1 protein-coding gene is annotated in these 1,008 nt (G+C 67.0%); it reads right to left on the bottom strand.

Annotated elements, in window-relative coordinates:
- Window positions 1-15: 15 nt before the first annotated feature.
- Window positions 16-957: a hypothetical protein gene (locus tag ACFWYW_RS59385; protein WP_379641486.1), complete on the bottom strand. Its 942-nt coding sequence runs from the start codon at window positions 955-957 to the stop codon at window positions 16-18.
- Between the last annotated feature and the right edge of the window lie 51 nt (window positions 958-1,008).

The raw sequence follows: 1,008 nt of genomic DNA, 5'->3' as shown, positions 1-1,008 counted from the left end.
TGGAGCCGTAAAGAATCAAGGTGTCGATTCTGTGACACGTGGGATGTCGTGGTGCGGGGTGATGCCGTTCAGGAGCGCGTCGGCGCTGGAGTATCGGGTTGCGGATCGGGTGACGGCGTAGCCGGTCTGCTCCAGCAGCGGGCGGACCCAGATCTTGGCGTTGCCGATAGTTCGTCGGCTCACTTGAAACAGTTCGGCTACGACCTCCCAGGTGCAGACTTTGCGCATGCCGAGGATGACCGCCAGGACGCGCTCGGCGTCGGTGATCTTCTCCTGGAAGATGCCTCCACGGGCACCGGCCTGCCGGTCACCGCCGCGCTGGCGATGCTTGCGCTGCTCGGCCTCGGCGGCCTGCCGCAGCGACAGCCGCTCGATCAGTGCGGCCAGTTCCGCGCGGCTCATCCCGGTCAACGCCGGATCTCCGAGCTGCGCCAGCCGGTTCGGTCGTGTCGGGACGATGTTGCTGTCCAGGAAGTCGCGGAGCGCACCAGCGCTGGTGAAGCGCAGCACGGTGGGGTCGATCTTGAGTTTGCGGGCGGCCAGTAGCTTGCCGGTCTCGGTGACCGCCTGACCGATCGGGGGCTGGCTGATCTCGAGCATCTCCGACAGGACGCGCTGGGAGCAGATCTGGCGGAGATAAACGATGGCGATCAGGACCTTGTCGGCGTCGGTGAGCAGGGGACGTCCGTGGTTGGCCTTGGCCTGTCGGCGTGGGCCACCGCGGATTTCGAAGTTGCGCTGCTCGGCCAGGGCCGCCTGATCCGAGGCCAAAGACGCAGCCAGCTCGTTCAGCTCCTCTCGGCTCATCCCGGTCAGCCGGGGATCGGCCAGGGCGTGCAGGCTTTCGGACCGGATGCGCGCCCGGTCGTCACATACGGGTGGGTGCGGGTTGTCGTCTGCCGGGCCGATCGTGTAGTTCCAGGCGCCGCGCTCGGTATGCGGGACGATCGGCAGCATGCTCATCCGCTCGGCGGACACCGAAACGCCCAGCGGGTAGGCGTTGGTGTC

The sequence above is a fragment of the Nonomuraea sp. NPDC059023 genome, assembly GCF_042740095.1.
GTDB lineage: Bacteria > Actinomycetota > Actinomycetes > Streptosporangiales > Streptosporangiaceae > Nonomuraea.
This window is presented reverse-complemented; position numbering and strand designations above follow the sequence as displayed.

Excerpts from the sequence above, each read along its gene's own strand:
- ACFWYW_RS59385 (WP_379641486.1), bottom strand. The coding sequence starts at position 957 with ATGCTGCCGATCGTCCCGCATACCGAGCGCGGCGCCTGGAACTACACG.